The 23,313-nt window shown below is 54.8% G+C and carries 26 protein-coding genes; 10 read left to right on the plus strand and 16 right to left on the minus strand.

The window, feature by feature from the left end:
- Positions 1-15 precede the first annotated feature (15 nt).
- Positions 16-795: a HalD/BesD family halogenase gene (locus AC2FCQ_RS14095; RefSeq protein ID WP_209632221.1), complete on the plus strand. Its 780-nt coding sequence runs from the start codon at positions 16-18 to the stop codon at positions 793-795.
- Positions 796-833: 38 nt separating this feature from the next.
- On the opposite strand, the gene ansP is transcribed toward AC2FCQ_RS14095, so the two are convergent.
- Positions 834-2,297: an L-asparagine permease gene (gene ansP, locus AC2FCQ_RS14100; protein ID WP_265554224.1), complete on the minus strand. Its 1,464-nt coding sequence runs from the start codon at positions 2,295-2,297 to the stop codon at positions 834-836.
- A gap of 446 nt (positions 2,298-2,743) precedes the next feature.
- The gene (locus AC2FCQ_RS14105) at positions 2,744-3,181 is read right to left on the minus strand and encodes a PACE efflux transporter (protein ID WP_130379645.1); all 438 of its coding nucleotides are present in this window, start codon (positions 3,179-3,181) and stop codon (positions 2,744-2,746) included.
- A gap of 133 nt (positions 3,182-3,314) precedes the next feature.
- Here AC2FCQ_RS14105 and AC2FCQ_RS14110 point away from each other — a divergent pair, with 133 nt between their 5' ends.
- Together AC2FCQ_RS14110 and AC2FCQ_RS14115 are read left to right on the plus strand one after the other, a co-directional pair.
- Complete coding sequence (locus AC2FCQ_RS14110) at positions 3,315-4,208, plus strand: LysR family transcriptional regulator (RefSeq protein WP_209632223.1); 894 nt, start codon at positions 3,315-3,317, stop codon at positions 4,206-4,208.
- Positions 4,209-4,286: 78 nt separating this feature from the next.
- On the plus strand, positions 4,287-4,910 hold the full coding sequence (locus tag AC2FCQ_RS14115; protein ID WP_490308605.1) for a LysE family translocator: 624 nt from the start codon (positions 4,287-4,289) through the stop codon (positions 4,908-4,910).
- A 127-nt stretch (positions 4,911-5,037) separates the two neighbouring features.
- On the opposite strand, the gene AC2FCQ_RS14120 is transcribed toward AC2FCQ_RS14115, so the two are convergent.
- Entirely contained in the window at positions 5,038-5,601 is a 564-nt protein-coding gene (locus AC2FCQ_RS14120) for a DedA family protein (RefSeq protein WP_209632224.1), read from the minus strand.
- Positions 5,602-5,651: 50 nt separating this feature from the next.
- Positions 5,652-6,332 (minus strand): DJ-1/PfpI family protein, encoded by a 681-nt coding sequence (locus AC2FCQ_RS14125; RefSeq protein WP_265554218.1) that lies wholly within the window; start codon positions 6,330-6,332, stop codon positions 5,652-5,654.
- 91 nt (positions 6,333-6,423) lie between these two features.
- On the opposite strand from AC2FCQ_RS14125, the gene AC2FCQ_RS14130 reads away from it, so the two are divergent.
- The 3 genes from AC2FCQ_RS14130 to pbpG all read left to right on the plus strand — a co-directional run bounded on the left by AC2FCQ_RS14130 (position 6,424) and on the right by pbpG (position 9,611).
- Positions 6,424-7,368, plus strand: coding sequence for a GlxA family transcriptional regulator (locus AC2FCQ_RS14130; protein ID WP_490308604.1), 945 nt, complete (start codon positions 6,424-6,426; stop codon positions 7,366-7,368).
- Between the two features lie 47 nt (positions 7,369-7,415).
- On the plus strand, positions 7,416-8,519 hold the full coding sequence (locus AC2FCQ_RS14135) for an adenosylhomocysteinase (protein WP_265554217.1): 1,104 nt from the start codon (positions 7,416-7,418) through the stop codon (positions 8,517-8,519).
- Between the two features lie 162 nt (positions 8,520-8,681).
- Positions 8,682-9,611 carry a D-alanyl-D-alanine endopeptidase gene (gene pbpG / locus AC2FCQ_RS14140; protein ID WP_209632227.1) on the plus strand — a complete coding sequence of 310 codons (930 nt, stop codon included), beginning with the start codon at positions 8,682-8,684 and terminating at the stop codon, positions 9,609-9,611.
- 36 nt (positions 9,612-9,647) lie between these two features.
- Here pbpG and AC2FCQ_RS14145 read toward each other — a convergent pair whose 3' ends face one another.
- A complete protein-coding gene (locus AC2FCQ_RS14145; protein ID WP_490308568.1) occupies positions 9,648-10,103 on the minus strand; it encodes a GNAT family N-acetyltransferase in 456 nt (151 codons plus the stop codon).
- A gap of 82 nt (positions 10,104-10,185) precedes the next feature.
- On the opposite strand from AC2FCQ_RS14145, the gene AC2FCQ_RS14150 reads away from it, so the two are divergent.
- The gene (locus tag AC2FCQ_RS14150; RefSeq protein ID WP_490308567.1) at positions 10,186-10,593 is read left to right on the plus strand and encodes a VOC family protein; all 408 of its coding nucleotides are present in this window, start codon (positions 10,186-10,188) and stop codon (positions 10,591-10,593) included.
- Between the two features lie 97 nt (positions 10,594-10,690).
- The gene (locus tag AC2FCQ_RS14155; RefSeq protein WP_490308566.1) at positions 10,691-11,611 is read left to right on the plus strand and encodes a DUF808 domain-containing protein; all 921 of its coding nucleotides are present in this window, start codon (positions 10,691-10,693) and stop codon (positions 11,609-11,611) included.
- A gap of 32 nt (positions 11,612-11,643) precedes the next feature.
- Here AC2FCQ_RS14155 and AC2FCQ_RS14160 read toward each other — a convergent pair whose 3' ends face one another.
- Together AC2FCQ_RS14160 and AC2FCQ_RS14165 are read right to left on the minus strand one after the other, a co-directional pair.
- Positions 11,644-12,192 carry a GNAT family N-acetyltransferase gene (locus tag AC2FCQ_RS14160; protein ID WP_209632231.1) on the minus strand — a complete coding sequence of 183 codons (549 nt, stop codon included), beginning with the start codon at positions 12,190-12,192 and terminating at the stop codon, positions 11,644-11,646.
- Positions 12,193-12,300: 108 nt separating this feature from the next.
- On the minus strand, positions 12,301-13,221 hold the full coding sequence (locus AC2FCQ_RS14165; protein WP_209632232.1) for a DMT family transporter: 921 nt from the start codon (positions 13,219-13,221) through the stop codon (positions 12,301-12,303).
- A gap of 101 nt (positions 13,222-13,322) precedes the next feature.
- Between AC2FCQ_RS14165 and AC2FCQ_RS14170 the strand changes: the two genes are divergently transcribed.
- Positions 13,323-14,201 (plus strand): LysR family transcriptional regulator, encoded by an 879-nt coding sequence (locus tag AC2FCQ_RS14170; RefSeq protein WP_209632233.1) that lies wholly within the window; start codon positions 13,323-13,325, stop codon positions 14,199-14,201.
- 7 nt (positions 14,202-14,208) lie between these two features.
- Here the strand turns inward: AC2FCQ_RS14170 and AC2FCQ_RS14175 are convergent, their stop codons facing one another.
- From AC2FCQ_RS14175 to AC2FCQ_RS14195, 5 genes are all read right to left on the minus strand, one after another.
- Positions 14,209-15,234: a MerR family transcriptional regulator gene (locus AC2FCQ_RS14175; RefSeq protein WP_404760116.1), complete on the minus strand. Its 1,026-nt coding sequence runs from the start codon at positions 15,232-15,234 to the stop codon at positions 14,209-14,211.
- Between the two features lie 125 nt (positions 15,235-15,359).
- Positions 15,360-16,172, minus strand: a complete 813-nt coding sequence (locus tag AC2FCQ_RS14180; protein ID WP_209632235.1) for a MetQ/NlpA family lipoprotein — start codon at positions 16,170-16,172, stop codon at positions 15,360-15,362.
- Positions 16,173-16,305: 133 nt separating this feature from the next.
- A complete protein-coding gene (locus AC2FCQ_RS14185; RefSeq protein WP_209632236.1) occupies positions 16,306-17,142 on the minus strand; it encodes a DUF1460 domain-containing protein in 837 nt (278 codons plus the stop codon).
- 103 nt (positions 17,143-17,245) lie between these two features.
- Positions 17,246-17,788: a GNAT family N-acetyltransferase gene (locus tag AC2FCQ_RS14190; RefSeq protein WP_490308565.1), complete on the minus strand. Its 543-nt coding sequence runs from the start codon at positions 17,786-17,788 to the stop codon at positions 17,246-17,248.
- The gene (locus AC2FCQ_RS14195; protein WP_209632238.1) at positions 17,785-18,255 is read right to left on the minus strand and encodes an acyltransferase; all 471 of its coding nucleotides are present in this window, start codon (positions 18,253-18,255) and stop codon (positions 17,785-17,787) included. The genes AC2FCQ_RS14190 and AC2FCQ_RS14195 overlap by 4 nt, the downstream gene beginning before the upstream one ends.
- A gap of 204 nt (positions 18,256-18,459) precedes the next feature.
- Between AC2FCQ_RS14195 and AC2FCQ_RS14200 the strand changes: the two genes are divergently transcribed.
- The gene (locus tag AC2FCQ_RS14200) at positions 18,460-19,050 is read left to right on the plus strand and encodes a Yip1 family protein (RefSeq protein WP_490308564.1); all 591 of its coding nucleotides are present in this window, start codon (positions 18,460-18,462) and stop codon (positions 19,048-19,050) included.
- Between the two features lie 53 nt (positions 19,051-19,103).
- On the opposite strand, the gene AC2FCQ_RS14205 is transcribed toward AC2FCQ_RS14200, so the two are convergent.
- The 4 genes from AC2FCQ_RS14205 to AC2FCQ_RS14220 form a co-directional block, all read right to left on the minus strand.
- Complete coding sequence (locus tag AC2FCQ_RS14205) at positions 19,104-19,955, minus strand: DMT family transporter (RefSeq protein ID WP_209632240.1); 852 nt, start codon at positions 19,953-19,955, stop codon at positions 19,104-19,106.
- A 385-nt stretch (positions 19,956-20,340) separates the two neighbouring features.
- Positions 20,341-22,059, minus strand: coding sequence for a D-lactate dehydrogenase (gene dld, locus AC2FCQ_RS14210; RefSeq protein WP_490308563.1), 1,719 nt, complete (start codon positions 22,057-22,059; stop codon positions 20,341-20,343).
- A gap of 128 nt (positions 22,060-22,187) precedes the next feature.
- Positions 22,188-22,982 (minus strand): type I methionyl aminopeptidase, encoded by a 795-nt coding sequence (gene map / locus AC2FCQ_RS14215; protein WP_209632242.1) that lies wholly within the window; start codon positions 22,980-22,982, stop codon positions 22,188-22,190.
- On the minus strand, positions 22,979-23,182 hold the full coding sequence (locus AC2FCQ_RS14220; protein ID WP_208060662.1) for a ParD-like family protein: 204 nt from the start codon (positions 23,180-23,182) through the stop codon (positions 22,979-22,981). The genes map and AC2FCQ_RS14220 overlap by 4 nt, the downstream gene beginning before the upstream one ends.
- Positions 23,183-23,313 lie beyond the last annotated feature (131 nt).

The following is a 23,313-nucleotide window of genomic DNA, read 5'->3' on the forward strand; positions in this document are numbered from 1 at the left end:
CAACAGGAGCCTCTGATGCAACCACTCGCTCATATCATTGATTTATCCGCCAACCCGATTGGCGACGCCGCTTTTCAGGCTCGCTGTAAAGCGACGCTGGATACGTCCGGGGCGCTGGTATTGCCGGGCTTCCTGACGGCAGCGGCCTTGGCAAGGGTGCGTCTGGAAGGGGCGCAGAACAGCCATGCTGCGTTTTACGCAGCCAGCAAGCATAACGTCTACCTCAAACCACAGGACGAAACGTTACCGGCCAATCATGCACGCAACCGGCTGGTTGTTTCATCCAAAGGCTGCATTACCGACGAAGAGATCCCGGCTGAGTCACCGTTGCGCACGCTGTACGACGCACAACCCTTCCGTGACTTTCTCTGTGCGGTACTGGAAGAGCAGCGCCTTTACCCTTACGCGGACCGGCTGTCTTCTATCAACCTGCATTATGCCCACCGAGGACAAGAGCTGGGTTGGCATTTTGACAATTCGTCGTTCGCCATCACGCTGCTGATCCAAAAACCCCAGGCCGGGGGGCGCTTTGAATATGTGGAAAACTTGCGTGATGCCGATCGTGGCGAGATGAATTATGCCGGTGTTTCCGAGGTATTGGACGGTGAGCGGGCAGCGAAGCCGCTGACGATGGAAGAGGGGGATTTGGTGCTGTTCCGTGGGCGCAATGCCATGCATCGCGTCACGCCGACGGAGGGGGATACCACCCGGATGCTGGTGGTCCTGGCCTACAATGCCCAGCCGGATATTGCGCTGTCGGAGAGTGCCAGAATGACTTTTTACGGCCGATTGTAGAGATAAAAGAACTGCCCCGAAAGGGGCAGTTCAGCGGCTTAGTGGTGAGCGTCTTCGTGTGCTTGCTGTTCCAGTTTCACTTCCTGCGCGCGTTTGCGCAGGCCGAACCAGCCCAGCGTCAGTAACACCGCCAGTACCGGAATGGTGGCAATAGTCCAGGTGCCGTTCGGGTAGTCAAACGCCATCATGATTACGACCGCCAACAGGAACGCCAGCGTCAACCAAGAGGTGACGGGCGCGCCAGGCATTCTGAAAGATACCGGCTGGGCGCGGCCTTCACGCACGGCTTTACGCAGGCGCATCTGGCATACGATGATAAATGCCCAAGAGGCGATAATGCCCAGTGACGCGATGTTCAGTACGATCTCAAATACCCGCGAAGGCACCAAATAGTTCAGCAAAACGCCAATCACATAGATGCCGCAGGTCACCAGGATACCGGCGTAGGGCACTTGCTGGCTGCTCATTCTGGCCATGAATTTCGGCGCTGAACCGCCCATCGACAGCGAACGCAGGATGCGGCCAGTGGAGTACAGGCCAGAGTTGAGGCTGGAGAGTGCGGCAGTCAGTACCACGATGTTCATGATGGTGCCGATATAAGGCACGCCCAGCTTGCTGAAGAAGGTCACGAACGGGCTTTGTCCCGCCTGGTAGGCGTTCCATGGTAACAGCAGCACCAACAGAACGACCGAGCCGACATAGAATAGACCAATGCGCCAGATAACGCTGTTGATAGCCTTTGGCATCATTTTGGCCGGATCCTTGCACTCACCGGCAGCGGTGCCGATCAGCTCAATCCCGGCGAAGGCGAAGATAACCCCTTGGACTAACACCAGCGCAGGCAGCAAGCCATGTGGGAACATGCCGCCGTTTTCGGTAATCAGGTGCAGGCCCGTGGTGTTGCCCGCCACCGGGGTGCCTGTACCGAGAAATACCACGCCAACCACCAGGAACAACGCGATGGCGACGACTTTGATCAGCGCAAACCAGAACTCCATTTCGGCAAACCACTTCACGCCGATCATGTTCATGGTGGCGACCACCCCCAGGGCGCAGAGTGCGAACAACCACTGCGGGACGTCGGCGAAGGTGCCCCAGTAGTGCATATACAGCGCCACTGCGGTGATATCGACGATACCGGTCATCGCCCAGTTGAGGAAGTACATCCAACCGGCGACATAAGAGGCTTTTTCGCCGAGAAACTCACGGGCGTAAGACACAAAACTGCCGCTGGAAGGGCGGTGCAGAACCAATTCGCCCAATGCGCGCAGAATGAAGAAAGAGAAAATACCGCAAACCAGATACACCAGCGCCAACGCCGGGCCGGCCAATTCCAGGCGGCCGCCGGTGCCGAGGAACAAGCCGGTACCGATCGAACCGCCGATGGCGATCATCTGTATTTGCCGATTGCCCATGCTTTTGTGATAACCGGATTCATGGGAATCTAACCATCGTCTTCTGGCTGCGTGTTTGTCATGCGCAGACTTTTTATTTGATTGCATCATCCGTCCTGTTTACCTGTCTGTAGAGTTACCCTGCTCTGGTTTCAGAGCAAACGATTGCTATTGCCAATCGTTATAAGAATGAGGTCATGGCATCATTCTGTTGTTTATTGTGTATACAAGCCGCCATTAAATAACGGCGGAGCATGCTACCTTTTCTCTGTAAAGGTGGCAAAAATTCCTGCGTATAAATCGTGAGCAATTGTGTTTGTTTTTTGCGCTATATATAAAAGAATATATTATTCAATAAGATGGTTGATTTTATCAAGACGGAAATAACGAGGAATAAAAAGTGATTAAAATCACACAATAATAATTACCGCGCAAACTACAGGGTGTTTAGCTTATTTATTCGCGATGAGAAAAAAGGGGGGAATAAGCGTCTCCCTGCCTGCGGCGATATTCTGGGCAGGCAGGGAGCAAAGGGGGGGATTAACGGCTAATTCTTAAGCTGACTCGCCGGCTGGCAGTGCCGAGGTGGGCAGCCCGAAGATTTTGTCGAAGGCCCAGTTAAATACAAAGGTATAACAAGGGATAATCACGATCAGTGCCATATCCAGCAGTAGCGCCTGCCAAAGCGTAATCCCCATCCACCAGGCGATCAGCGGGATCAGATACACCACCAGCGTTAATTGAAAACCGATGGCATGCAGAATACGGCGTTTAAGCGTACGGCCGCGTGATGCCTGGCGGCTTTCCCACAGTTCAAACAGCGAGTTATAAATAAAGTTCCAGCTTACGGCGATCGTCGTGATGATCACGGCCAACGGCCCGGTGCTGCTTGGCGCATTGCCGGAAAGCAAGGCTAATCCGAGTGCGGAGATCGTCATGCCGATAATTTCATAGGCGGTGACATACACCAGTTTGCGTTTAACGCCCTGCATTACTTATCTCCTGATCCTGACTGAATTTTTGGCTTTGCGGTCGGGTGACCTTTTGCCGTCTGGCGAGTAAGATAGCGTCAATCATATTGATAGAAAAAGTCAGGAGCTGTCAGTTTTACTGACAGGTAATGCAATGAATTTTTCCAGCGATAATATTGAGCTGTTTCTGGCGGTATTGGATCGCGGTTCGTTTTCCGCTGCCGCTCGCTCACTGCGCCGCGTGCCTTCTGCGGTCAGCATGGGCATCGCCAACATGGAAGCAGAATTGGGGTTTCCATTGTTTGACCGTTCGCACCGTGAACCCGTACCGACGCCGTTGGCATTGGCGTTGGCACCGCACGCGCGGCTGATTGCCGACCAGCTTAAGCAATTACAGAACCATGCTATCGAGCTGTCGCAAGGGTTAGAGAGCACGTTATCAGTCGGTGTCGCCTCGGACATCAATAGCAGCGGTCTGCTGGTGGCGATCAAAACGCTGGCTGAACGCTACCCCCTGCTGAATATCGAAGTGCTGACGGCCCCGCAGGATGATGTGCTTCATATGCTGCACCAGGGCAGGGTGGGTGTCTGCCTGGCGTTTGGTGGCCTGAATATTAACAGCCAGGAACAGTTTCATTTCGTGGGTGCGGAATCGTTGGTAGCCACACTTTCGCCACTGCACTCATCGCTGAACGGTGTGGCGGATGAGCTGTTTCTCGAGGATTTGGTCAACGTACGGCAGATTATGGTGGCCAGCCGCGACCTGCCTATTGCCGATCTGCGGCCTCGCGTGGCGGAGTCTTACTGGCGTACCGACAGCCTGCCGATGGCGCTAAGTATGGTTGAGGCCGGTTTGGGTTGGGGGAATTTTCCACTGTCGCTGACTGCACCTTTGTTGGCGCAGGGGCGTCTCATCCGGTTGAAGTTCAAAAATACCAAAAATGAACTGCGCTTGCCGATGCATCTGATCTGGTTAAAAAGCCGACCGCTGGATAAGGCCGCCGGTGAACTGGTGGCGTTGATGCGTGATATGTCGCAAACAGAATAATTCCCGCTATCTCATTGCTTTTATTTTCATCGCTGCGCTACTTTGAGCAATGGGATGTCAGGGGGCGCAGAAAATATGATGAGCGAAACGGCATTATCGGTATTAAGCATTAGTGGGGCGATTACGCTCGGGGCGATGAGCCCAGGGCAAAGCTTTGTTCTTGTCGCGCGTACCGCCGTTGCCTCTTCGCGCCGCGACGGTATGGCGGTTGCATTGGGCATGGGCGTCGGCTGTTTTATCTTTGCGCTCATCGCCCTGCTGGGGTTGCAGTCACTGCTGCTGGCGCTGCCGTGGCTCTACACCACACTTAAAGTGTTGGGGGGTGCTTATCTTATCTATCTGGCCTGTAAAATGCTGCGAGGCGCCAACCAGCCGCTGAGCGTAGAGGCGGTTGGTGAGCAACACCTGGGGTTCCTCAAGGCATTTACCACCGGCTTGCTGACGCAACTGGGCAACCCCAACACCGCCATTGTATTTGGCAGTGTGTTTGCCGCGTTGCTCAGCCATAAAATTTCGCCGGTGATGTATGTCGTGCTGCCAGTGATCGCACTGACGATCGATGTCGTGTGGTATGCCTTCGTGGCATTTGTCCTGTCGTCACCGCGCCCGCGGCGCACTTATCTACGTTTTAAAGCCGGGTTCGATCGGCTCGGTGGCGGTGTGCTGGCGCTGCTCGGCCTGAAGCTGATGCTAAACCGATAGTGCCTTGCCCGCTTGAAGTGGCATCTTGGCTTGCTGCCTGCACTTACCCCGATCACGTACTCTGTGTACGCTCTCGGGGGCGGTTCGTCGCCGCCTCAATGCAACGCCAATTATGTTGGGTATAGCCTTAATCGGCATGGCGGCGGCGCCACCAAAACCGTAGTAGCAAGATAGCGGCGATCACCAGTGCGCAAAACAGCACGCTGGTGAGTCGTTTGTCGAAGCCGGAAATAAAGCGAGTAATCGCTTCACCACCGAAATACCCCAGCAATACAAAGATCGTTGCCCACAGGATGGCACCGAGAATGTTCAGCGGCACAAAGCGTGACGGCGGCAACTTGCTGGCTCCGATCAACACGGGCCCGATAATGCGGAAACCATACATAAAACGAACGCCAATCACGAACAGCATCGGGTGACGAGCTATCAATTTTCTGGCCCGTTCGATACGTTTTTCCTGGCTTTTCATGCGTGAAATCACCCGTCCACCAAAGTGGCGGCCGAGGAAAAACAGCACCTGATCCCCCAGTGTGCCACCCAAGGCCACGACGGCAATCACCCAAGGTAAATGCAACAGTCCCTGATGCGCGGCAATGCCACCGAGTAGCGTGATGGTCTCGCCTTCGGCCAGGCAGCCGATGAACAACGCCCAATAGCCGTAGTCCGTAATATAATGGGCTAAATCCGCCATCCTGATTCCCTATGTCTATAACACATAAGGTTTAGTATACGCCCTGTGGACTAACCGCGGGAGGCAATCTGCGCCACCAGTGCCTGACGTTGCCGCAGGCTGTCAGCCATTTGTGCCTGAACGCGCGCCAGAATATGCGCAGGTGCCAGCTCCGGTGTTCCCCCGAGGAACGGCGGCGCCGGCGCGTATTCCAGATACAGTTGAATCGTCTGTGCGGTTTCCTCATCATGCAATTCGGCGATCAACGCCAGGGCAAAGTCGATACCGGCGGTTACGCCGCCGCCACTGATCACGTTGCCGTCGCGTTCTACCCGTGCGTGGCTGGGGATGGCGCCAAACAGCGACAGGCTGTCGCGCATGGTCCAATGACAGGCTGCGCGTTTGCCCTTCAACAGACCCGCCGCGGCCAGGATCAACGAGCCGGTGCAGACCGAGGTCAGATACCGGGCATCGGGCCCCAGGCGACGGATCTGGCGCATAAAGTCGTCATTCTGTAGTGCCTGGGTGCAACCGGCACCGCCGGGCACGCAGAGTACGTCGCAGCGAGTCACCTCTTCGAGCTTCTGTAATTGGGTAAAGTGCAATCCTTCAGCGCTGATATCTGCGCCACCGACTGAGGCGACGACAATCTCTGCGCCTGGCATGTGCCGTAAAAACTGCAGTGGGCCGGTAAAATCGAGCTGGGTGACGCCCTGATAGATCGGAAAAACAATCACTAACGGTTCAGACATGATATTCGCCTCAGTTTTATCATTTAACTTGGCTCATAATAGTCGCCCTGTTTTTGTCTTGTATGACATATAACCCTCAAAAAGCGTCATGATGAAAAATATCGGCTTTGTGGTTTTCCCCGGTTTTAACCTGCTGGACTTTGCTGGGCCATTGGCGGCGTTCGATAACGCCAATCAGTTCACGGCGACCCCGGTTTATCGCTGTGTGCCGTTATCAGAACTGGGGGGCAGCGTGATGAGTTCATCGGGTGTGGAAGTGCTTACGCACCCGTTCGACGCGGGGCACTTCGACACCTTGTTGGTTGCGGGGGGAAGCGGTAATGTCGTCGCTGCGCAGTCTGCGGCGTTACTGGCGTTTTTGCACCGGCAAAGCCATCAGGTACGGCGTATGGCCAGTGTGTGCACAGGGGCATTTATTCTGGCCGAAGCAGGCTTGCTGGACGGTAAGCGAGCGACCACCCACTGGTACCATGCTGCACGTTTGCAGCAGGGTTATCCGCGCATCCGCGTTGACAGTAATCGTATTTATATCCGCGATGGCGCGGTCTGGACTTCCGCCGGGATCACTGCCGGTATCGACTTGGCGTTGGCGATGGTTGAGGAAGATCTCGGCAGCGAACTGGCTGCCAACGTGGCGCGGCAACTGGTGGTGTACCACCGCCGCCCCGGAGGCCAGTCGCAGTATTCGCTGCTGTTGGAATTGAACCCGTCCTCAGATCGCATTCGCAGCGCGCTTTCTTATGTTCGCGAGCATCTGCATCACCCCCTGACGGTGGCGGGATTGGCTGATGCCGCCTGTCTGAGCGAACGTCAATTTGGACGGCTGTTCCGCGCAGAAACCGGCCAGACGCCGGCCAAAGTGATTGAGCAACTGCGGGTTGAGGCGGCCAGAGTGCGGATTGAAGAGGGCAGTGAAGCGCTGGAGTCAATTGCTCGCGCCGTGGGTTTTAGCGATCCCGAGCGCATGCGGCGGGCATTTATTCGCGTCTTTGGCCTGTCGCCGCAGGCGATTAAGCGCCTGAGCCGCGCCGGTTAAATTATCCCGTCGCGCCCTGGTGGCGTGGCGCAGTAGAGGAGTGACAGATGTATCAGGATTTTGAAAGTGAACTGGATTGGGCCATGCGTCACATGCCACGAACCCGTGCAGCCGTTGCCGCGTTGCCCGATTTAAGCGGTGTGCGGTTGGCCTGCAATATGCACTTGGATCTGAAAATGGCACCGCTGGTGGCAGGCTTACTGGATAAGGGCGCAGCGATATACTTAACCACCTGTAACCCGACGACGGTGCAGGATGATGTGGTGGCCTGGTTAGAGCGCCGCGGCGCGCAGGCGTATGCCTGGCGTGATATGAGTGACGCCGACTGGTCTGCATCGTTTGACCGCGCCTTGGCCTGGGAACCGACCCACCTGTGTGAAATGGGCGCGGACCTGACCACACGCCTGCACCAGTCAACCGAGGGGCCGCAGATTATCGCCGGGCTGGAGGCGACCGGTTCTGGTATTAGTCGGCTGAACGGTATGGCGCCGCGTTATCCGATTTTCAACTGGGATGACTTGCCGGTCAAAGAAGGGCTGCATAATCGCCATATGGTCGGCCTGACCGCGTGGCACACGTTCTTCCAGACAACCCATCTGACGCTGCATGAAAAATGCGTAGTGGTGATTGGTTATGGCCTGGTTGGGCAAGGCGTCGCTGCGGCGGCAAAAGCCTATGGCGGGCAGGTGATTGTGGCAGAGATCGATCCGGCACGCGCACTGCAAGCACGTTACGATGGTTGGGCCGTGGTCGATTTGGCGAGCGCAGTCAGCCAAGCTGATGTCATTGCCACTGCCACCGGGGCTAAAAACGTATTGTCGGCACAACACTTACAGCACGCGAAGGATGGCGTATTCATTCTTAACGTCGGCCATGTGACGGCGGAAATTGACGTCGGCTTCTTGCAGAGCCTGCCGCACAGCGAGCCTATGCCGTTTGTGAATGCCTACCAACTGGGTGATAAAACGGTTTATTTACTGGCTAACGGGTCGATGTTTAACCTGACGGCGGGCTACGGTGACAGCCTAAATGCCTTTGACGTAACACTGGCGGTGATGGCTGCGGGCATTGGTCATATCGTTGGCGAGGGGGCTCGCCAAACGCCCGGTTTGTATCTGTTACCGCAGTCGGCCTGGCAACCGGCACTGTAACTTTTTTATCGCGGGCGCTCACCCCAGAGCGCTCGCGGTTTGCGCAATTTTCTGTCCGACAGAATTTGTCACAAATCGGCTCGCATAATCCCAGTGCCAACTTAAGATCCCTCACATATAATTCGGCAAAATAAGACCTTCATCTTCTTCAGTGACAGAGTAATGCATGTGAAAATACGTGTTTTGGTACTAACCCTGCTCGCTTTGCAGGCAGGAGCAGGCATCGCGCCGCGCGCGCTGGCCAGCGAAAATAATGCCGTCACCCGCGCCGCCGAGCCTGAATTGGCGTCGGGCAGTGCGATGGTCGTGGATATGCAGACCCACAAGGTGATGTATGCGCGCAATCCTGATGAAGTGGTGCCGATTGCCTCCATCACGAAGCTGATGACCGCAATGGTGACGCTGGATGCTCATTTGCCGATGGATGAAATGCTGTCGGTAGATATTCACCAGACACCGGAGATGAAAGGGGTCTATTCGCGCGTCCGCCTGAACAGCGAAATCAGCCGTAAAGATATGCTGTTGCTGGCGCTGATGTCGTCAGAGAACCGTGCGGCCGCCAGCCTGGCGCACCATTATCCGGGCGGTTACGGCGCGTTCATTAAAGCGATGAATGCCAAGGCGAAGTCTCTGGGTATGACCAATACACGCTATGTGGAGCCAACCGGGTTGTCGATTCATAACGTGTCGACTGCACGTGACCTGACCAAACTGTTGATCGCGACCAAACAATATCCCCTGATCGGCCAGCTCAGTACTACCACTGAACGCATGGCGACGTTCAAGGATCCAAACTATACGCTGCCATTCCGTAACACCAACCATCTGGTGTACAACCCGAAATGGAACATCCAACTGACCAAAACCGGGTTCACTAACGAAGCGGGGCATTGCCTGGCGATGCGTACTGTGATCGGCAGCCGTTCAGTATCGTTGGTAGTATTGGACGCTTTCGGCAAATATACCCACTTTGCTGATGCCAACCGCCTGCGCAGTTGGATTGAAACCGGTAAGGTCACGCCGATCCCTGCGGCGGCTCGTGACTATCGTCGCCAAAAAGACGCCCGTCTGGCGAAAAACGACACCGAATAATCTGTTCTGCGGCCTGCGGAGCCTTTCTGCAGGCCGTTATCGCCCTTCAGGGCGTCTGATCACAAAGCCTCGCTCTCGATCGCCGTCGAACCCGGCGCGCAGATACAGCTGATGTGCGCCGGTACGTTGCTGGCCGGAGAGCAGCATCACTTTGTAGCACCCTTTTCGCCATGCCAATTGCAGCGTGTATTCGAGCATCGCTAATGCAATGCCTTGCCCGCGATGCGCTGGGGCTGTGATCACGTGTTCAATAATGCCGAACGGCTGCGCTTGATGGACCAGCCCCGGTACCATGGCCAGCATGCAGGTTGCTATGGGGCGTTCGTCCAGGGTGCTAACGACCAGACGAATTGCCGGATTGTCCAGCAGGCGTTGCAATGCACGTAACGCAGTGTCTGGGCGCATCGGTTGATCTTGCGGGCGCAATTCCTGATACAGTGCCAGCAGGCTGGCAAGATCGCTCAACTGGGCCAGACGGTGGGTGATGGTCATCTTTCCTCCTTTCAACCGTCGCGGCGGCTTATCCATCCGCTATCATCAATGAATACCCTATCGTACGCAGAGGGAACATCCAATGAGTAACGTTTCAACCTTTGTCATGTTTCAGGGCAATGCCCAACAGGCGATTGATCTTTATAGCGAACTGTTCCCCGGTTTCCGGGTTCAACTGGTGCAGCATTATGATGAGCAGGATACGGGGCCGCGGCGGATCAAGTACGCGGCTATCGATTTTGAACGGCATTCCCTGGTCTTTACCGACAGCCCAGTCAGCCACGATTTCAGCTTTACCCCCGCGGTGTCGCTGCACGTTAATCTCGCGACCGACGCGGAACTGGAGCGGATTTTTACCCGTCTGGCTGCGGGCGGTGAGGTCTTGATGCCGATCGATGATTATGGTTTCAGCGCCCGTTTCGGCTGGCTGAATGACCGCTTTGGTTTGTCCTGGCAGTTGAACGTGCCGGCAGGTGATTTAGGCCGATAACCTTGGTGTTTTCAGCGATCGCCCCATACCCATTCAGGGGTGTTTAACACTATGCTAAACGGATAATGACCAATGACGTTGAAAAGGATGGATCACTTTGGCCGGAAGTAGCTTACTGACTTTAATTGATGATATTGCCTCACTGTTGGACGATGTCTCGTTGATGACCAAAATGGCGGCGAAAAAAACTGCCGGGGTCTTGGGGGACGATCTGGCGCTGAATGCGCAGCAGGTGTCTGGGGTAAAGGCCGACCGCGAGCTGCCGGTGGTGTGGGGCGTGGCCAAGGGGTCGTTTATTAATAAAGCGATTCTGGTGCCGCTGGCGTTATTGATCAGTGCATTCGCGCCTTGGGCGATCACTCCGCTGCTGATGGTGGGCGGTGCCTACCTGTGTTACGAAGGTTTTGAGAAGGTGTTTCATAGCCTGACCCACAGCAAACAAGCGGGTGAAGAGAAAAAAGACGCGTTGGACGCCACGGAAGACGTGGTGGCCTACGAAAAACGCAAGGTAAAGGGCGCGATACGCACCGACTTTGTGCTTTCTGCCGAGATTATCGCCATTACATTGGGTACCGTGGCTGGCGCGACCTTCAGCCAACAGGTGATCGTACTGTGCGGTATTGCGATTGTCATGACGGTGGGGGTTTACGGCATTGTGGCCGGGATCGTTAAACTCGATGACTTGGGGCTGTATCTGAGCCGAAAAAGCAGCGAGCTGGTACGTTCGATCGGCAATGGGATTGTCAGTGCCGCGCCTTATCTTATGAAGACCCTGTCCGTTGTCGGTACTATCGCCATGTTTATGGTCGGGGGCGGCATTTTGACCCACGGCCTACCGCCTGTACATCATCTGTTTGAAGACTGGGCATCTTACGCCACCGTGGTGCCGACCTTCGGTCATATCCTGCAGGGCGTTATTCCCGCCTTACTCAATGTGGCGTTCGGCCTGGTTGCCGGCGGTGCAGTGCTGCTGGTGGTGTCGGCTCTGGATACGATTCGCGGCCGTTTAAAAGCCTGATCATTTCGCCGGGTGCATCTTCTGCACCCGGTTTATTTATTATTCTGCGGCAAACTATGATTACCCTCTCCCAGCATGCGCTGCATGATATGGGTGTCACGCCATTCACCGAACTTAAAGCCTACCGCTTTTAATGTGCCTACGCTGGTAAACCCCAGTTTCTGATGCAAGGCCAGCGAGCCATGATTATCCTTGGCATTGCCGACGGTCGCCAACATTTGACGCCAGGGGCCGCGTTCGCAGCGGGCAATCAGTTCTGACAGCAACGCTTTACCGATACCTTTCCCCTGCTGACCCTCGGCGATATAGACGGAGTCTTCCACGGTGAACCGGTAGGCCGGGCGCGGTCGATAAGGAGTGGCATAGCAATAACCCACCACGAGATGTGCTTGTTTGGCGAGCAACCAGGGTAAGCCCGCTTCCTGCACTTTGCTGAGGCGCTGTTGCATTTCTTCCAACGTCGGGGGCATTTCTTCAAATGACGCTGCGCCGTACAACACATGATGGGTGTAAATCTGTAGTACGGCGGCCATGTCGTCTGGCGTAGCGTCGACAAGCATCAGCGGAGCTGCTGGAGGCATAGAGATACCTGTTTACCTTGAAAAATAAGAAGATAAACGCATTATGCACCCTGTTCTACAACAAGGTAAATTGGGCTTTCTTATGCTGAAGATAAGAAAAACCTATGGTTAACCTATGGCCGAGCGCCGTGGCATAAAACGCATGAATATGCCCGAAGCCAAAAGCACGCCAAGGATCACCCAGGCTGCCCCGGCCAACTGCCAAGCATTGGGGGCGGTACCTGTGACTGTTGCCACCAACATGGTGAAAACTGGCGCCAGATTAAAGAAAATTGCGGTGCGTACCGAACCGATTTTTTCCAGCCCGTTGAACCACAGCAAGTAGGCCAGCAGTGACCCACACAGTGCCAGATACGCCACGGCGGCATGTACGCCAAGGCTGGCTGAGGCCAGGTTTTGCAGTGGGTTCTCGAAGATAAATCCCAGGGGCAGCAGGGCCAGGGTGCCGAACAGCATTGAATAACTGGTGTTTTCGATGGCAGTGGCATGACGGACCAGACGACGGGTGCCAACCATATTCAGTGCCCAGGCGAGGCTACCGAGTAAAATAATGCCATCACCGGGGCTCACCTCCAGACGCAACAGCGTTTGAATATGGCCTTTGGTGATCACCAACACCACGCCGATAAAACCAGCCAGCAGACCGGCGATGCGTGATCCGTTCAGTTTTTCATTCTCCCAAATTACGCCAAAGACCAGTGTCCATAACGGTGTCGTGGCGAGGATCAGCGCGCCATTGACCGGCGTGGTGGACTGCAGACCGAAAAAGGTGCACAGATTGAATATCGTGAACCCCAGTACACCCAGCACTAGATAAGCCAGCCAGTTGCTTTTCAGCGTACTCAGGCGCAGCTGCCCGCGCAGGCCGAAAAACACCAACAGCGCCAGCGTTGCCAAACTGAAACGTTCGATAGATGCGCTGATTGGTGGCTGATGGGCGATGATGTAGGCACCGGCATTAAAGTTGGTGCCCCAGAAAAAGGTGGCGACAATGACGCCCAGATAGGCCAGTGGCAGCGAGGTTTTCATCATGGTTTCCTGTGGTGACAAAATAAACAGAAAACAGTTTGCGCTCTAACTCTTTACGTTAATATTCCCCATATGTTCACTTTTGATGTGAGAAAACGCCCATGTTTAATTGGGAAGATCTGCACTACTTCATGGTGTTCGCGCAGGAAAAATCGCTGTCGGGTGCCGCCCGCAGTTTGAAGGTCGATCACGCCACCGTCGCTCGGCGTATTGCCAGTCTGGAAACGTCGCTCAAGTTAAAGTTGGTGGATCGTCGCCCGCGCAGCTACTTGCTGACTGCCGACGGACAACGAATCGCCGCAGAGGGCGACAGCATGACCCTCAACGCTTTTGCGGTCGGCCGCGCCGCACTCAGCGGCCGACAGGGCATTGCAGGGGTCGTGACGCTAAGCGTACCGCCCGTGATGGGGCTGAAGCTGATCGCGCCGCGCATTGTCCAGTTACAGCGGCGTTATCCCGATTTACAGCTGACCTTACTGGCGGATACGGCTAACGTCTCGTTGCTGCGCGGGGAAGCGGATATTGCCATTCGCCTCAGTCGCGCCAGTGAGAGCGATTTGGTCACCCGAAAGATTGGCACCGTTGAATTTGGTCTGTATGCCAATGCGGGGTATTTACAGGCGACGCCGGAGACAGAATGGGGGTTTATCGGTTATCACGATCCGCGGGCGGCATCGGTCCAGCAGAAATGGCTGTTGGAGCAGGCTGGCGAGCGAGCGCTGGTCATGCGCAGCAACGACTTGATGATTCAGGCCGCAGCTGCGGAAGCCGGCACGGGCATTGCGCTGTTGCCTCATTTTATCGGCCAGGAACTGGGGCTTGATCGTCTTGCGGGAACGCGTTCGCTCCAGCGCGAGATTTGGCTAACGGTGCATAACGACATTCGTCATGCACCGGGCATTGCCGCCGTGACGGCATTTTTATTGGACTGCTATGCGGACGTTGTCGGTATTACCCGGCTGGTGGACACCCTCGGCTGAGCGAAGGCTAACCACGCATCAACTGCGCCACCGCCTGCTGCAAATAACGCAACAGCGGCGGTGTTAGCCAGGTTCCCTCAACCAACGTAGGTTCCCGCTCCATTGCCTGGCGGATTTTCATTTGAGTGGCGGGGTCGGTACCCGCATAGGATTGGAACAGCTCAAGCCATTGAGCTGCCAGGCGTGTCGCCCGTTCAGATTCTGGCGGTACACCGTCATTCAATGCCTGGTGGAACTGGGCTATCAGTGCCGGCCATTCCTGCAGCCGGGTGAAATAGTGCCGGCGGACATAGGCGTACTCTTCTTCCGACAGGTATTTTTGGTAAATAGACAGCTTGGTTTCAGCAAATGCGCGGGTGACGTAATCAGTCATTGCCGGGGTGATGCCCGTTTGTTCGCGCATTGAAGGCTCTTCGGCATGCATGGCATTTAACCGAGTAAGAAATGCCGGGTTGTTTGCGGTATCGCGTTCCAGCATCAGCATCCAACGTCGGGCCAGATCCTGAGCCTGTGGCGCTTGCGGCGCAACGCCGTTTTCGATCAGCTGGCGAATACCGCTGACCAGTTCGCCCCATTCCCGGTTACGCGTTGGGTTGGCCTGATAGAAAGGCAGTTGTGCCAGTTCGTCTGCGGTAAAATATTTATCGTACATGGTCATTAACTCCAACGTAGCCAGCCAGTCGTTCAACTCAGGTTCGTCACCGACGGAAAGCTGTGCATGCATTTGCTGTAAACGGTCGCGCAGTGTGGCGGTCTGCACCAGTTGCCGATTCAGCATGGTGATTTGCTGTTCGATCACGGTGGTGAGTGCCATCCCTGAACGCGCCAGAATTGCCCCGACCTCCGCCAGCGTCACCCCCATTCGGCGCAATGCCTGAATATGGTGCAGGCGAGTGATGTCGGCCCGGTTATATAAGCGATAGCCGGCGTCGGAACGCGCAGAAGGAACCAGCAAACCTATGCTGTCGTAGTAATGTAACGTCCTGACCGTGATGCCGGAACGGCGAGCCAGTTCGCCAACTTTCAGTAACATGAAGTGTGCTCCTCCCTTGTGCGTGCAGAAATACTAAAGCCTGACGTCGCGTTAGGGTCAAGGGGGAGGATGGGGATATTTTGAGGGAGGGGTACGGGTTCTGCGATGAGAACCCGCAATTGACATTACCAGCCTTTTACCGCACCACCGTTAAAGATTTTTTCGGCGGCCTTGGCCACTTCATCCGACTCGTAGGCTTTGATGAAGTTTTGTACGTTAGGTGCATCTTTGTTGTCTTCACGCGTCACTATGATGTTGGTGTACGGTGAATTCTTGTCTTCGATAAAGATGCCGTCCTTGGTGGGTGTCAGGCCTGTTTGGTTGATGTAAGTGGTGCTGATGACAGCCACGGTGACTTTGGGATCGTCCAGCACCTGAGGCAATTGCGCCCCTTCCAATTCCATAATCTTATAGTTATGCGGGTTGGCGCTGATATCCAGCGAGGTTGGCAGCAGCCCTTTGCCCGGTTTCAGCGTAATCAAGCCGGTTTTCTCCAGCAGGAGCAGCGCACGGCCGAGGTTGGTGGGATCCAGGGGAATGGCAATGACCGCGCCATCCTGCAATTCTTTCAGTGATTTGATTTTTTTCGAATAACCGGCCATAGGAAACACAAAGGTATTGCCGACCGCGACCAGTTTATATCCGTGATCTTTATTCTGCTGTTCGAGGAACGGGCGGTGCTGGAAGACGTTAGCATCCAACTCACCTTTATCGGTAGCGTCGTTGGGCAGCAGTGAACCGCTGAACCCGACCAGTTCGACGTCCAGGCCGTATTTGTCTTTAGCCACCTGCTTGGCGACCTCCGCCACGTCCTGTTCTGCACCGTTGATTACCCCGACCTTGATATGATTCTGATCGGTTTTTTTCTCGCAGCCTTGAAGCGCCAGTACGGCGGCGAACGCTGCCAGCAGAGGGGTATAACGCCAGTTTTTGGTCATCAAGTTTTCCCTGAAAAAAACAATAAAATCAGTTGGTTTTGTACTGCTAGCTAAGCCTGAACCTGCGGGGAAGTCAAACACTTGCTCAGCACAAAGAGGTATAGCTAATAACCGGACGTTTTATTGCATACCCTTATTTTGCGCGTAAAACCACGATGCCTGGCGTGGCCAGCACGTAATCCATAAAGGGCGAGTCTACCACCTGCATATTCTCTTTGCGTGAAGAGGCATTACGCAGCACGGGGCCGTTTGGGGTCATGATATAGATGCCGGTATGGGTAACGTCCAGGCCGGCCAGATTGGTGTAAATACCGATATAATCACCGGTGTGCAACTGGGCCAACACGTGATCATCAATAAAATCACTGGGCAGGTACGTGATACTGCGCTGTACGTTTTTCAGGCCCGGCAAATAGCTGCTGCCGTCGGACTTCTGGTTCAGGTTTTTCGTCAGCGTGACACTGTGCGGGCTGAGTGTAGCGGTAATATCCGTCACGTTGGTTTTAGCCTGGTGTGACCAGTCGGTAAAGAAGTGTTTGCGTTGCAGGAAGTTAATGTCGCCGTTGGCGTAGCGAATGTGAATCAGCCGCTGGACAAAGTCTGCCTGGTTGTTTGCCTGACTCAAGGCATCGACATAATCGATATAAGTAAAGCAATCCAAACCGCGGAAGTCGATCACCAATTTTTCCGGTGTATCCTGCGAACCCACCAGCATATTCGCGACGTAGGCTGTACCAAGGAATGGCCGGGATAGCAGGTCGATCATGCGTCCGTTATCTTTTTGCACGTCTGCCGGCGCGGCAGCGCGCAAGGAAAGAAGAGCGTTGAGTTCATTTAACGTGTGATTATCCATGCTGGCCTTGAGATTTGCAGGTGGGGTGGAAATGGGTTCAGGCGTTTGCCTTACGGGGATTTTATCTGCACAACCGGCAAGCGCAATAGCCAATATCAATGAAACAACCTTGTACATTGTACCCCCCACGGTTTTGGCGTGTTAACAGACAAATGTTAACAGTTCTCACCTTGGTCCGGCGTTTTAATGCTTAAACACAGCCTCAACGGTCGGCTATCACTCAATACCCCATTTCGCTGTTAAACGGCAAATACCAGAATAGCGCGATCTCGTGATCGGCGAGGTCAGGATGAGCGCGATACAGCAAATGGTCGATACCGCCGAGGATAAAACCAAAACGTTGATAGCAGCGGCAGGCGGGCAGGTTAGTATTTTGCGTTTCGAGCATCAGGCCGGAAGTTTCGTGGCGCTGTGCCCAGAGCTTCGCTGTTTCAAGCAGGGCTGTCGCAATCCCCAGGCGGCGCACATGGGCACTGACGACGATCTCTTCGATGAGCGCATAGCCATTCCAGTTATTGCTGAGCGTGATGTGACCCACCGCTTCGCCACGATGACGGGCCAAAAAGGTTTCGCTTTCCTCATTGACGAACGGGGCTAACGGGTAGTCTTTGCGGAATGGCGTGACCGGCAGCAGCGGCCAACTGTCGATCGGCGTGTCGAAAGCCGGCTGGGCATAGCGTGCAATCTGAAAGCCAAAGTCGCAGCTTGTCAGGTACCCGTCGGGTAAACGGGTGACGGGAGTAATTTGGATCGCTGGGTTCATGGGGCAAGCTCCCTCAACAAACGCGCCGGATTACCGGCATAGATCCCTTTGCGGGTGATGTTTTTGGTGACGACTGACCCGGCACCGATCACGGTGCCGCTGCAAATTTCCACTGCCAGCACCGTGGTACCGGAGCCAATAGAAACATGATCACCAATCAGTGTGCGGCCCCAGCTTGCGGCATCGGCATTGGGGGCGCCTTCTTTAAACAGATCGTTGGCGAAGGTGACATTGTGGCCGATGAAACAATCGTCGCCGATGGTGACATATTCACAGATAAAGCTGTGTGACTGGATTTTGCTGCGGGCACCAATGCTGACGTTTTTTTGGATTTCGACAAAGGGCCCGACGAATACGCCCTCGCCGAGCCGGCAGCCATACAGATTGCAGGGCTGAACGACGGTGACATTTTGTCCGGCGTCGACATCGACAATGCCAACATGGCGAACGGTAAGGACAGATGACATGGCGTTTCTCACGGCAGTGGCGCAGTGGGCGAATTATAAAACAAACTGCGGTTACGTCTGTGCTTTCCGAACGTTTTTTCAGCGAAAGACTATAATTAATACAGGGGAGAGAGCCCCGTGGCCGCAATCCTCGTACGGTTAGTCATCCGTCAGAGGGGTAAATTCGTTCGCCGATCGCGACCTACGGCGATGAGGAGGTGTCTCATGGTTAATCATGTTTGGGGACTTCTGGCGCATCCAAGCACCGAGTTCGAACACATTAAAAGCGAGAACGAAAGCGTCTCGCACCTTTACACCCATCATGTCCTGTTATTGGCGCTGATCCCGGTGGTTTGCGCGTTTATCGGTACCACCCAACTGGGCTGGCTCTCCGGCGAAGGACAGGCCATCCGGCTCAACACGTTCACCGCATCTTATACGGCTGTCGCTTTTTATTTGCTGATGCTGGCGGGCGTGGCAATCATGGGAAAAGTCATCCACTGGATGGCACGGCGTTATGAAGTCCGTCCGAGCTTGCACCGCTGCATGGTGTTTGCCGGTTATGTTGCTACGCCGATGTTCCTCAGCGGTATAGTGGCGTTGTATCCCGTTGTGTGGCTGTGCCTGTTTGTCGGCGTGATTGGCCTGTGTTATTCGGGCTATCTGCTGAATCTGGGCATACCGCACTTCCTGAATATCGACAGTAAAGAAGGGTTTATCTTCTCCAGCTCGACCTTTGCCATTGGCATCTTGTTGCTTGAGCTGCTGCTTGGGGTAACGGTACTGCTGTGGGGGTATGGTTCCTGGTTATTCTGATGTCATTTTAATATTGCCCCTCATGCCGGTTTGGCGTGAGGGGCTTTTGCTATTTAGGGCTGGCGAAATACCAGCATGACGCCGGCCAGAATCGCCGCCATGCCCAGCATACTGATGGCTGCCAGCGCGTGCCCGAGCAGCAGATAGTCCAGTAGCGCGGTCACAGCCGGGATCAGGTAAAACAGGCTAGTGACTTGCACCAGGTTGCCGCGTTGAATCAGCTGATACAGCAAAAAGGTGGCCAACACCGAAATTACCACGGCCATCCATAGCAGAGGCACAATAAAGGCCATGCTCCAGTCGACGCGTAGGGGTTCAAACGGCAGCACCAAGGTGCACATCAACAGTCCGACGGCGTACTGTAACGGCAAGACCGCCAAAGGCGGCTGTGCCAGACCTTTTTGCAGCAGCGTACCGGCGGTCATGCAGCCGAGAGCGATAAAAGCGCACAGCATGCCAACCAGCGAAAAATGTGCAATCATCAGACTTTGATACACCACCAGCGTTAAGCCGCCCATGGCCAACAACAGGCCAAGACCACGCAGCCCCGAACACCGGCGTTCAGTAATGAACTGAGTGAGTATCGGCTGCACGCCAAGCAGGGTTGCCAGTACACCAGGAGTAATACCTTGTTCCAGTGCCAGCAGATAGCAAATCTGATAACTGCCAATCATTAACAGTCCGATCAGTGCGACACGGCGGCGGGTGCCAGGGGCGGGCAGGTATTGCCGTTGCCACAGGCCTATCGCCAGCAGCAATGCCAGCGCGATAGCACAGCGGAAGAACAAAAAAGCAAAGGCGGATGCATGTTCCAGCCCCCAGCGTGAGAAAATTGCGCCGCTGCTCCAGAGCAGGACGAATAAGGTCGCCAGGCCCGCGTTGGCCCATTGAGACATAAATCGCATTGAGTTTTCACCTGTCGTGAAAATAATAAGCTCCAGCAGACACGGCGTTCTATGCCGGGACGCACATCAAGCAATGCTGGAGAAGAGAATTCGGTTTGGCTTAGCGCACAACCACAGAGCGTGGCGGGTAAGCGGCAACCGCAGAGACGACAGAGAAAACGGCGGGTGGGGCAGAGGATGCGCACAGCAGAACGACGGCCGGAAGGGTCGTGTTCGCAGAATCTTTCATGTGCGCAAACTGAATCATGGGCTTTCCTGAACGCAGGGCGTGATTAACCAAACCAAGATAGTGAAGTTTTGTTGACTGCGCAACATAAAATTAACATGCGTCTTGCCAGACGAGGTGGCCCCCGAATGTCGGGGGCGCAATCTGAGAGATGGCTTATTACGCCTTGTTATCGGCCCAGTGCTTCCGCTTGCTGGTTTTGCCGAGGCCTGGGTTAAAGCTGTTGGTGGGATCGGCAGATCGGTAAAACGCTTGCAGGTCGGGTTTGGCCGGATAGAGGTGGCCGACGTTATGTTCCGCAGGGTATTCCGCACCGCGCTGGTCGAGGATTTCGAGCATTTTTTCTTTCAGCGCGTGGCTGTCGACGCCTTTTTTCACCACATAATCCTGATGGAACACGTGGCACATAAAGTGGCCGTAATACAGTTTGTGCACCAGTTGGCTGTCGATTTCCGGCGGCAGGGTTTCAAACCAGTCGGTGTCGTTGCGGCGCAGGGCAATATCCAATGCCAAAATGTCCTCAACTTTGTCGGCATGAACCGCATGGTAACGCACCGCGGCACCTGCTGCGGCGAAACGGTGCAAGAAGGCTTTCTTGCCTTCGTCTGGGGTGCAGACGAAGAACTCTCCGTTGGCATGGACAAAATACTGACTCAGATACTGTTGCGCCTCTTCAACGCCCGGACCGGCCATTTTCAGCAGCAGGTGATGTTCAAAACGCTCGCGGTACACTTTCATCCGTTTTGGCAGGTGGCTGGGGGCCAGGTGACTCAGGCCCTGCATCAACCTGTCGGTCAGGTTATGCGGCAGCAACGGCAGCTTGTTGAGGCTGGCGTCCATGCGGCCTTTTAAGGTAAAGAAGCTCGGCATTTGATCGGTTCCGAGCTTGTCGATCATCATAAAGGTGTCTTTGCCATACACTTCGGCGATATCAAAAATATCTCGGTGCATGTATTCGCCAGCGACCGGCAGGTTGTCAAAGGTGCTGAGCATGTGGCGGCGTAGTTCGGTCAATACGGCAGTGTCGTTGGTGCCGATGTAAAACACCTGTTCTTTGCCTTCTTTTTCAAACGTATCCAGCCGTACTGCAAATACGGCTAGCTTGCCGGCGCAGCCGGAGGCCTCAAACAGGCGGCGTTTGTCGGCGTTAAATCGGGAAGGGGTATCGGCATTGACGTCACGTACCCGGCTGGCATATTCGTTGTCGGACGCACGCAGTTCACCATATTCAACATCCTCTGGCCGGTAATCGCTTTTTTCCAGGCGGGTGAGGATTTCCTCCGGCGTATTGCCGAGTTTAATGCCCAAATGGTTGACCAGCCGCAGTTGGCCGTCTTCACCCAACTGTGCGTACAAAGCCATCTCGGTATAGGCTGGGCCGCGTTTGACCAGCGAACCGCCAGAGTTATTGCACACGCCGCCGATCACCGAAGCACCAATGCACGAGGAACCGATCACCGAATGGGGTTCGCGGCCATACGGCTTGAGTAATTTTTCCAGCTGATTCAGTGTACTGCCCGGGAAACCCACCACCTGCTTGCCGTTATCCAGTACCTGTACATGGTTAAGTCGCAGGGTACTGACAATCACAATATCGCGGTCATAGTCATTGCCGCTGGGCGTCGAACCTTCAGTCAGGCCGGTATTTGCCGCTTGCATAATGACAATTTTATCGGCGGCGACGCAGGCCTCCAGCAGTTGCCACAATTGCAGCAGACGCGTGGGGAACACCACCGCCAACGCTTTGCCTTCGCCAGAACGGAAGCCTTTGCGATAACGTTCGGTGCTGCGTTCGCCTGTCAGCAGCTGTGGGCCACCGACGATGCTTTTGAGCTGATTGAGAAACGCCTGGTTAGTCGCGCTGGTAAACTGCGTCATGCCGATCTCCCTGTCGTACCCCATGCCTTTCCCGTTCGCCGTATCGTCGGCGGTAAAGTGAGAGCCATAGGGTAATAATGTAATGGCCTATTAGCTTGTTAGCTTATTAAGTTGATGGCTTGCGTGAATTAATAACGTTCCAGGTAGCCAGCCCGACGCTCTTCGTCTCGCAGCGTCAGGATTTCCACGCCGTCGGCGGTTACTGCAACGGTATGCTCCCATTGGGCAGAGAGCTTCTTGTCGCGGGTCACTACCGTCCAACCGTCTTTTTTCTGCTTAATCCGATGATCGCCTTGGTTGATCATGGGCTCGATGGTAAACACCATGCCTTCCTGTAATACCATGCCGGTGCCCGGCATGCCAAAGTGCAACACCGCGGGTTCTTCATGCATGTCGCGACCAATGCCGTGGCCGCAGTATTCGCGCACAATGCTGTAGCCGGCTTTTTCGGCGTGCTGCTGAATAGCATGGCCGATATCACCCAATGTGGCTCCGGGTTTCACTACGCGGATGCCTTGCCACAGTGACTCATACACCGTGTTTACCAGCCGCTTGGCCAAGGGCGTGGTCTGCCCGATGCAGTACATTTTACTGGAGTCAGCGATGTAGCCGTCATTTTCCAGCGTAATGTCTACGTTAACGATCATGCCGGAACGCAAAATTTTACTGGCAGAAGGAATACCGTGGCAGATCACATCGTCGATCGATGTATTAAGCACATAAGGGAAGTCGTACTGGCCTTTGCTGGCCGGGCGCGACTTCAACTCATTGACGATAAAGGCTTCGGCGCGGTCGTTGATCTCCATAGTAGAGATGCCTTCGACAATCACCTCATCGAGCATAGCAAACACCTGCGCCAGCAGGGCGCCAGAGTGACGCATTTTGGCAATTTCTTCCGACGTTTTGATCACAATCTCTTTCACCCGACAATCTCCTTCAACGTCAGCGCGTTATCTTTCATCATTTTTTTTACCAGTTGGGGGTAGGTCAGTTCCGGATGGAATTCCGCCAACATCCCGATCTTGATCCAGTATTCCGCCTGCGCGTTGATAGAACGCGTCATCGAGAGACTTGCGAGGCGAAGATCGTCATGCAGTGCGTCTGAAATTTTCACAATGCCCATAATCAGCTCCATAAGCGATTTATATACGAAGTGTATACGTTTTGGATGGTGAGAATTGTGCAATCCGTGGCATAGGAAGATTCCGGGTCACAATGATTGCCGCCGTCGGGCAATGCGTTTATTGTGATAAA

It is taken from the genome of Serratia sp. CoH_134_PS_4, assembly GCF_058190535.1.

Bases quoted from the DNA above. Each gene is read 5' to 3' on its own strand.
- AC2FCQ_RS14120 (WP_209632224.1), bottom strand. From the start codon at position 5,601: ATGGCGGATTTAGCCCATTATATTACGGACTACGGCTATTGGGCGTTG.
- AC2FCQ_RS14125 (WP_265554218.1), bottom strand. From the start codon at position 6,332: ATGTCTGAACCGTTAGTGATTGTTTTTCCGATCTATCAGGGCGTCACC.
- ansP (WP_265554224.1), bottom strand. From the start codon at position 2,297: ATGCAATCAAATAAAAAGTCTGCGCATGACAAACACGCAGCCAGAAGA.
- AC2FCQ_RS14165 (WP_209632232.1), bottom strand. From the start codon at position 13,221: ATGAAAACCTCGCTGCCACTGGCCTATCTGGGCGTCATTGTCGCCACC.
- AC2FCQ_RS14175 (WP_404760116.1), bottom strand. From the start codon at position 15,234: ATGTTACTGAAAGTTGGCGAACTGGCTCGCCGTTCCGGCATCACGGTC.
- AC2FCQ_RS14145 (WP_490308568.1), bottom strand. From the start codon at position 10,103: ATGACCATCACCCACCGTCTGGCCCAGTTGAGCGATCTTGCCAGCCTG.
- AC2FCQ_RS14200 (WP_490308564.1), top strand. From the start codon at position 18,460: ATGGTTAATCATGTTTGGGGACTTCTGGCGCATCCAAGCACCGAGTTC.
- AC2FCQ_RS14150 (WP_490308567.1), top strand. From the start codon at position 10,186: ATGAGTAACGTTTCAACCTTTGTCATGTTTCAGGGCAATGCCCAACAG.
- AC2FCQ_RS14170 (WP_209632233.1), top strand. From the start codon at position 13,323: ATGTTTAATTGGGAAGATCTGCACTACTTCATGGTGTTCGCGCAGGAA.
- AC2FCQ_RS14205 (WP_209632240.1), bottom strand. From the start codon at position 19,955: ATGCGATTTATGTCTCAATGGGCCAACGCGGGCCTGGCGACCTTATTC.
- AC2FCQ_RS14135 (WP_265554217.1), top strand. From the start codon at position 7,416: ATGTATCAGGATTTTGAAAGTGAACTGGATTGGGCCATGCGTCACATG.
- AC2FCQ_RS14110 (WP_209632223.1), top strand. From the start codon at position 3,315: ATGAATTTTTCCAGCGATAATATTGAGCTGTTTCTGGCGGTATTGGAT.
- AC2FCQ_RS14160 (WP_209632231.1), bottom strand. From the start codon at position 12,192: ATGCCTCCAGCAGCTCCGCTGATGCTTGTCGACGCTACGCCAGACGAC.
- dld (WP_490308563.1), bottom strand. From the start codon at position 22,059: ATGACGCAGTTTACCAGCGCGACTAACCAGGCGTTTCTCAATCAGCTC.
- AC2FCQ_RS14185 (WP_209632236.1), bottom strand. From the start codon at position 17,142: ATGTACAAGGTTGTTTCATTGATATTGGCTATTGCGCTTGCCGGTTGT.
- AC2FCQ_RS14195 (WP_209632238.1), bottom strand. From the start codon at position 18,255: ATGTCATCTGTCCTTACCGTTCGCCATGTTGGCATTGTCGATGTCGAC.
- AC2FCQ_RS14130 (WP_490308604.1), top strand. From the start codon at position 6,424: ATGAAAAATATCGGCTTTGTGGTTTTCCCCGGTTTTAACCTGCTGGAC.
- AC2FCQ_RS14115 (WP_490308605.1), top strand. From the start codon at position 4,287: ATGAGCGAAACGGCATTATCGGTATTAAGCATTAGTGGGGCGATTACG.
- AC2FCQ_RS14095 (WP_209632221.1), top strand. From the start codon at position 16: ATGCAACCACTCGCTCATATCATTGATTTATCCGCCAACCCGATTGGC.
- AC2FCQ_RS14220 (WP_208060662.1), bottom strand. From the start codon at position 23,182: ATGGGCATTGTGAAAATTTCAGACGCACTGCATGACGATCTTCGCCTC.
- AC2FCQ_RS14180 (WP_209632235.1), bottom strand. From the start codon at position 16,172: ATGACCAAAAACTGGCGTTATACCCCTCTGCTGGCAGCGTTCGCCGCC.
- AC2FCQ_RS14105 (WP_130379645.1), bottom strand. From the start codon at position 3,181: ATGCAGGGCGTTAAACGCAAACTGGTGTATGTCACCGCCTATGAAATT.
- pbpG (WP_209632227.1), top strand. From the start codon at position 8,682: ATGCATGTGAAAATACGTGTTTTGGTACTAACCCTGCTCGCTTTGCAG.
- AC2FCQ_RS14190 (WP_490308565.1), bottom strand. From the start codon at position 17,788: ATGAACCCAGCGATCCAAATTACTCCCGTCACCCGTTTACCCGACGGG.